6 protein-coding genes are annotated in these 6,846 nt (G+C 63.7%); all 6 read left to right on the forward strand.

The window, feature by feature from the left end; all coding sequences use genetic code 11:
• Window positions 1–1,005 precede the first annotated feature (1,005 nt).
• Window positions 1,006–3,012, forward strand: coding sequence for a bifunctional DedA family/phosphatase PAP2 family protein (locus tag AC30NL_RS01550; protein ID WP_489462251.1), 2,007 nt, complete (start codon window positions 1,006–1,008; stop codon window positions 3,010–3,012).
• A 149-nt stretch (window positions 3,013–3,161) separates the two neighbouring features.
• The gene (locus AC30NL_RS01555; RefSeq protein WP_489462252.1) at window positions 3,162–3,671 is read left to right on the forward strand and encodes a hypothetical protein; all 510 of its coding nucleotides are present in this window, start codon (window positions 3,162–3,164) and stop codon (window positions 3,669–3,671) included.
• Window positions 3,672–3,920: 249 nt separating this feature from the next.
• Window positions 3,921–4,427 (forward strand): glycine zipper 2TM domain-containing protein, encoded by a 507-nt coding sequence (locus AC30NL_RS01560; protein ID WP_489462253.1) that lies wholly within the window; start codon window positions 3,921–3,923, stop codon window positions 4,425–4,427.
• 40 nt (window positions 4,428–4,467) lie between these two features.
• Window positions 4,468–4,707 (forward strand): PepSY domain-containing protein, encoded by a 240-nt coding sequence (locus tag AC30NL_RS01565; protein ID WP_489462254.1) that lies wholly within the window; start codon window positions 4,468–4,470, stop codon window positions 4,705–4,707.
• 16 nt (window positions 4,708–4,723) lie between these two features.
• Window positions 4,724–5,395: a response regulator transcription factor gene (locus AC30NL_RS01570; RefSeq protein ID WP_489462255.1), complete on the forward strand. Its 672-nt coding sequence runs from the start codon at window positions 4,724–4,726 to the stop codon at window positions 5,393–5,395.
• Complete coding sequence (locus tag AC30NL_RS01575) at window positions 5,392–6,723, forward strand: ATP-binding protein (protein WP_489462256.1); 1,332 nt, start codon at window positions 5,392–5,394, stop codon at window positions 6,721–6,723. The genes AC30NL_RS01570 and AC30NL_RS01575 overlap by 4 nt, the downstream gene beginning before the upstream one ends.
• The last annotated feature ends 123 nt before the right edge of the window (window positions 6,724–6,846 follow it).

Below are 6,846 nucleotides of genomic sequence, written 5' to 3' on the forward strand. Positions count from 1 at the left end.
AAGCGCCTACGACGCTCGCAAAGAAGCCGTCAATGCTCTTGCGGAAGTGAAACTTGCCTGCAAACGCGAAGCGAGGGGGGCAGCTCAAAGCGAATGTCTGCGTCATGCGCAGGACGAATACAACGCGGTGTTGGCGAGGACCTCGGATCGGCGTCGCTGATCTTCCGCACCTGCAAAAAACGATCAGCCCGCCTGAGGTTCACACCTGGAGCGGGCTGTTGATCATTCTGCGGCATCGCATCAGGCGCGTACGTGTAGCGGCTGGCAATCGAAACGGCTCGGGCTCGCAATCAGCGCGCGGCAGCGACGACGGGCGCAGCGCGAAAGAAGTGGGGCGGTTGAGTCGCATATCGTTGTTCCTGGTACGTGGGGATCGAGTGGATGCGGCGGCGTTCGCCACGGATCCGCGATGTCGCCAGCGGCCTTCAACGGGACTTGCGCTGGCATCGGGGAATACGTACCTAACGTGCGCCCGGATGCAGCTTTCAGAGAGACCTGGCGGGTCGCTCTGACATAGATCCATTGGTGCCGCACTGCGGCGCACCTATTGCGGCGTCGCCACCCGGCCGCAGAGCCGCAATGTCCGCAGCCGACTTCGCAAGCGACCGGTCTCAGGATCTGACTCGGATCTGACCCAGGATCTGACTCGTACTGCCGGGGCCGACCCACTCCCGTCATTCGCCGATAGAAACTGATCGGTCAAAAAAGCCGATGTTGGGCAACGCGCCGCAACCCACCGGAGCTGGACGGGCTCGTCGCGACAGCTTCTGGACTACCGGCGCACCCAGCCCGAGCGGATGGGGCGAGCCACGAGCTTTCGATAGGCCTGCTCGGCAAGCCCTGTCACTCTCGTGCCGGCGTGCCAGCGGTTCAGCGCTTCGATGTGGTCCATTCTGTTCTCATGGGTGAGCGTAAAGTTGCTCCACCTGTCTGACATTCTGCCGCCTGGATGCCCCGGCTTGCCGCCCCAGAACCCCACCGACTGGACATTGGCCCGAGGCCGGAATGGAATCGCATCTGCACGCGCTGATCAGCTTCCTGTCTGCGCACCCGCATCTTGGGCTAAGTGCCGTCTTTGGGGCAGCGCTGCTCGAAGCCGTCGCCGTGATCGGCACGTTCATTCCTGGCAGCTCGGTGGTCTTCGTGGGGGGCGTCCTCGTGGGACTCAAGGTGCTCGATCCGTCCTGGACCATTGCGGCGGCGGTCATTGGTGCCATCCTCGGCGACGGCATCAGCTACTGGCTCGGTCGTCGCTACCACGACCGCATTCGAACCCTGGGTCCGCTCAGGCGCTATCCAGCGATCTTCGACCGCGGGCAAGCCTATTTCGCCCAGAACGGCGGTTGGAGCGTCTTCGCCGGGCGAATTCTCGGCCCGCTGCGCGCGATCGTCCCCGTCGTGGCCGGCATGTCAGACATGCCGGCCACACGGTTTTATATCGTCAACGTTCTGTCGGCGCTGGCCTGGGTGGTCGCACACCTGGCGCCTGGCGTTCTCTTTGGTGCGTCGCTCCAGCTGGCAGGGGCGATCAGTTCACGCCTTGTCGTGTTGGTGATCCTTGTTGTTGGCACGGGATGGCTGTTGTCCCGATTGGTGCGGATGATCCACGGACGGCTACAGCCGGTCATCGCGGGCGGGCGAGACCGCTTCGTCATTTGGGCGCGTACCGCATCGAGCCCACAGCAACGCGCGGTCCTGGCCTTGTTCGATCCGCAACGGCCTGAATCGGCGGCGCTGCTTGCATGCGCCGTCGTGCTGGTGGCCAGTGTTTGGCTTTTCTTCGGCGTTCTCGAAGACGTGCTGTCCAACGATGCCTTGGTGCACTTCGACCGGGCGGTGTTCGCGGTACTGCAGAGCGTGCGCACAGGGTGGGCAGACAGCCTCATGGTCGCAGTCACCGAAGTCGGAAGCGCGGCCGTTGCACTCCCGGTCATCGTCGCCGTGGCACTACTGCTGGTGCTCAGGCGTTGCTGGCGCACGCTCGCGTATTGGCTGGCCACCATGGGCTTTGCGCAGGTGCTGGTGTGGGTGCTGAAGTTGTCGATCGGTCGTGAGCGGCCGAGCGCCATCTATAGCGGCATTGAACAGTTCTCGTTTCCGAGCGGACACGCCGCCTCCAGCATCGCGCTCTACGGCTTCCTCGCCTTTCTCCTGGGACGAGGACAGTCCGCCAGGATGAAGGCCGGCCTCAGCGCTGCGGCGTCAAGCATCATTGGCTTGATCGCGTTTTCGCGAATCTACCTCGGCGCCCACTGGTTCTCGGACGTACTGGCCAGCCTCAGCATCGGGCTCGCCTGGGTCACCTTGCTCGGCATCGCCTGCACGCACCACGCTCGCAATGAGCGCCTGCCCGCGCGATGGCTGGCCGCGGTGTCCCTGGGCACGATGACGGTGGCCGCCGGGGTCTATATGGGTATGCGGCACGAAGCCGATGTCACGCGCTACGCGCATCGGTCGGAGCAACGAGAGGTCCCGCTTGCCAACTGGTCCACGCTGGGTTGGCGGACCGTGCCTGCTGCGAGAAGCGACGTCGGCGGGGACCTCGAGGAGCCCCTTGCGCTTCAGTGGGCTGCGACGGAACAGGAGATCAGCGCGGTTCTCGTCGCTGCCGGTTGGCGCGCCCCATCACCATGGGCGCCGGACACCGCACTGCTCTGGCTGCTGCCGAATCCGCCCATCCAGCAGTTGCCGGTGCTGCCAAAGTTCCACCAGGGCGAGGTGCAGTCGATCACGCTGGCAAAGGTTGTTGATGACCGGCAAAGGCTGGTCCTTCGCTTGTGGCCGTCGGGCCATGTGGTCGACCTCACGGCGGCGACGGGATCCCCCAAGCCACTCTGGCTGGGCGCCGTGACGATCGAGAGGCTGCAGCATCCCACCGGTGTGTTCACGATCGTGGCGACCCACCCGGAGTTTCGTTCTCCGCTGCGCCTGCTCGAGAAGGAACTGCAAGGGCGGGGGGTCTCGATCGAGAACCGGGACAGGCAGGGTTTCCCGGCGCTACTCGCCTGGTAGGTAAGGTAGCCGCTTTCACGGGCAGTCGCTCGGCAGCGAATCTCGGCGCAGTGGCGCATCAGGTTCACGTTCCCATCGTTACAGGTGGCCGTCAACTGCAAAGCCTGCGATGCCGTTCGACACGGAACGAAGCACACTTTGATTACCGTATGTCCCAAGCCCCAGAGGCTCAAGCGCAAGCCCAGAGCGCGGCTCACAAGCGAAACCGCAACAGGCGCCAAGTCGCACTGCGCTCTTATGCGCTCATTGCCGCGCTGGCCTCGACGCTGAGCCTCACCGCTTGCGGCGGTGGTGGCAGTGCAGACGTCGTCACATTCGACATCGGTGTGGCGGTAGGAGGCCAACCGCTCAGCGGTGTTCAGGTCACAGCCGGTGCCTCGCAGACAATCTCGATCATTGCAGGTCAGTCCATCGAGCTGGATGCGAGCGAGCCGGTGGCGTGGACGCTGGAGGTCGGCGGCAGCACCGTCACGGGCAGCGGCACGACGGTGTACTACGCTGGCGCCACCATTACCCAGACTGCAGTCAGTGACTCCCGAATTGTCGTGGACACGTCGGCCGCATTTCCTCTGGTGGCCCCCGTGCCCATCACCTTCATTGCGACGTCTACACTGGATTCGGCTCAGGTCGCGACGGTCAATGTGTTGATCACCAACTGACGCGATCGTCCATCCAGATTGCTGGCAGCCAACAGCCGCGACCCTCTGAAAGGGCCTGCTCGTCAAGGTGACGAAGGCGGTTCTTGCTTCCTCCACCATCTCGGCATCGACGAAGTCCCTGGATGTCGCACGCCGACGGGTCGCGTTCGTACCCTCAGAGTTCAGAGCGGAACTGCGTTCTGATTTCGTTCAGCTTGGATTCACGTTGGCGCGGGCAACATGTGGCCACACCAACCCAAGGACACCTCCATGAAGCGCCTGGCTCTTGTTTCTTTGATCGCAACCGCGGCCATCGGCGTCCACGCCGAAACCTACATCGACAACGCACGCGTCAGCAGTGTCGATCCGCAGTACGAGAGAGTGAGCGTTCCACGTCAGGAGTGCGGCAGCCGATGGGTCACCGAAACCCATCGCACTGGTGGACGCGATTATGGCGGTGCCGTTCTCGGCGGCGTGGCCGGTGCCCTGCTCGGAAACCAAGTCGGCGGCGGCCACGGTCGGGAAGCCGCCACGGCCCTGGGTGCCGTGGTGGGGGCCTTCACCGGCGACAACATGGCAAACCGCGACCGGGAAGAGCGGTATGAACAGGTCCCACGAGAAGTGACGACGTGCCGCGCCGTGAACGAAGTCCAGACGCGCGTGGTCGGCTACCAGGTCAACTACGAGTACCGGGGACAACATTTCGCCACGGTGATGCACGAGAACCCTGGGCCGTTCGTGCAGGTGCGCGTGTCGGTCGACCCCGTGGGACGGTAGTACGATGCCGATAGATGTCGGGCACCCCTCCCGTTGCACCATGAAAGCCCTTGTCAAACCTGTCTGTGCCCTGCTGATCGTGTTGGCCGCTCCTGCCTGGGCCGACGTGAGCCGGGACGAAGCGGCGGCCGCGGCACAACGCGTGAGCAGCGGCCGCGTGTTGTCGGTGGAGAAGACCGAGTCCGATCACCGCCCGGTGTGGAGAGGGAAGGTCGTCACCGCGCAAGGCGAAGTCAGGGTGATCCTGATTGACGCCGCCAGTGGGCGAGTGTTGGGCTGATTGGCCAGCCGGCAGCATGCGTTTGTTGTTGATTGAGGATGATGCGGCCCTGCGACTCGGGTTGGCACGTCAGCTCGAAGCTGACGGCTACCGCGTCGACCAGGCTGCCGACGGTGAAGACGGCCTGTTCCAGGCGCGGGAGTACCCGGTCGATCTCGCCATCGTCGATCTGGGGCTGCCCAAGTTGAATGGACTGACGGTCGTGCAGCGTTTGCGCGCCGACGGCCGAACGATGCCGATCCTGATCCTCACCGCGCGTAGCAGTTGGCAGGACAAGGTCGTAGGACTGGAATCGGGCGCGGACGACTATCTGGTCAAGCCATTCGAGTATCCCGAGTTGGTTGCACGCATCAAGGCGTTGCTGCGGCGTGCGCTGAAAGCCGCCTCAAATGTGCTTACCCTGGGGTCGATCGCCGTGGACTTTTCTGCACAGAGCGCCACACTCAATGGCGAGGTGATGGACCTGACGGCTTTTGAGTACCGGCTGCTCGAATACCTTGTGCGCGAGCGCACGCGGGTCGTGAGCAAGCAGGAGCTGTCCGACTACCTGTACCCCCACGATGAAGATCGGGACAGCAACGTGCTAGAAGTGTTGATTGGGCGGCTGCGTCGCAAGCTCGACCCCGACGGCACGTCGGCTCCGATCGAGACGCTGCGCGGGCGGGGCTACAGATTCACCCTCGGATGAGGTGGCGCGACTCCATACGTGCCCGCCTGATACTTGGCGCGACGTTGGTGCTGATGGCATTCGTGGCTGGGGCCGGATTGTCCGTGCAACGCGCCCATGCAGACAGTGTGCGTGCGGCGCGCTTTGCCCAACTGCAGAGCACGGTCTATCTCCTGCTTGCAGGCGCTGAACTCGACGCGGGCGGGATGCTGGTCATGCCCGCGGCGTTCCCCGAGCCGCGCTTGTCGCTTCCCGGGTCCGGTCTGTACGCGAACATTGTCAACCTTGCGCGACACGAGGAATGGCATTCGGCGTCCAGCGTGGGCATCAGCCCGCCTTTTCAGCGCAGTGTTGCCGTCGGGCGGTGGCGCTATGACACCGTCAATGCGGGAGGCCAGGCATACCTGGCGATCAGTTATGGCGTCAATTGGGCGGGGCGCGCGCAGGCAGCACCGCTCGTTCTCTCCGTGCTGGAAGACAAGGCGCAGTTCGATCGCGAGATCAGCGTCTTCGAGCGCACCTTGTGGACGTGGCTGGGCGGGGCCGCGGTGCTGCTGTTGCTATCTCAGACGGTCCTTCTGGAATGGGGCCTGGCACCGTTGCGGCGGGTGGCGCATGAAATCCGAGACATCGAACGCGGTGAGCAAGCCGAGGTCGAGGGGCGCTACCCCACGGAAATCGCGGCGCTGACGAACAACCTCAACACCTTGATCAAGCAGGAGCGCCTGCGCCAGACACGCTACAGGGAAGCGTTGAGTTTCCTCGCCCACAGCCTCAAGACGCCGCTGGCCGTGTTGCGCACGTCGCTGAATGAGCCAGCACAGTTGCCGGCAATCGTTGCCCAGCAGGTTGCGCGCATGGACGACATCGTCCAGCACCAGCTTGGCCGGGCGGCCGCGAGTGGCGCCTCTCGATTTGCGCCTTACCTGTCCTTGGCGCCCGTCCTGAACCGGATTCGCGATTCACTGGAAAAGGTGTATGCCGAAAAGGCCTTGATCTTCACCCTCGACTGTCCGCCCGAGCTCCGTTGGCGAATCGACGAAGGCGATGCTTTCGAGTTGCTTGGCAACGTCATGGACAACGCGGCCAAATGGGCAAGACATCGGGTTGCGGTCCGCGCTTGGCGTGAAGGTGACCGATTGCACATCCGGGTGGAGGACGACGGCCCAGGGTTCATCGATACGCAATCCATATTGCAACTGCACGTGCGTGGGGATGAAAAAGTCCCCGGTCACGGCGTCGGCTTGGCGGTCGTCAATGATCTGGTGGCCAGCCACGACGGCACATTGAACCTCGCTCGCTCGGACTTGGGGGGTGCGCGACTCGACATGGTTCTGCGGGCGGTTTGACCGAGCTTGCATCCGTTCAGGTTGCGTTCATCGGTGCGCGCTCAAGATGGCCTCATCGCAACCCCAAGAGTCACCATGAAGCCTTCCATCTCTGCCAGATTCGTCGCAGCAGCCGCACTCGCA

Origin of the sequence: Rhizobacter sp. (assembly GCA_021153565.1) — a bacterium.
Classification (GTDB): Bacteria; Pseudomonadota; Gammaproteobacteria; order Burkholderiales; family Burkholderiaceae_C; genus Albitalea.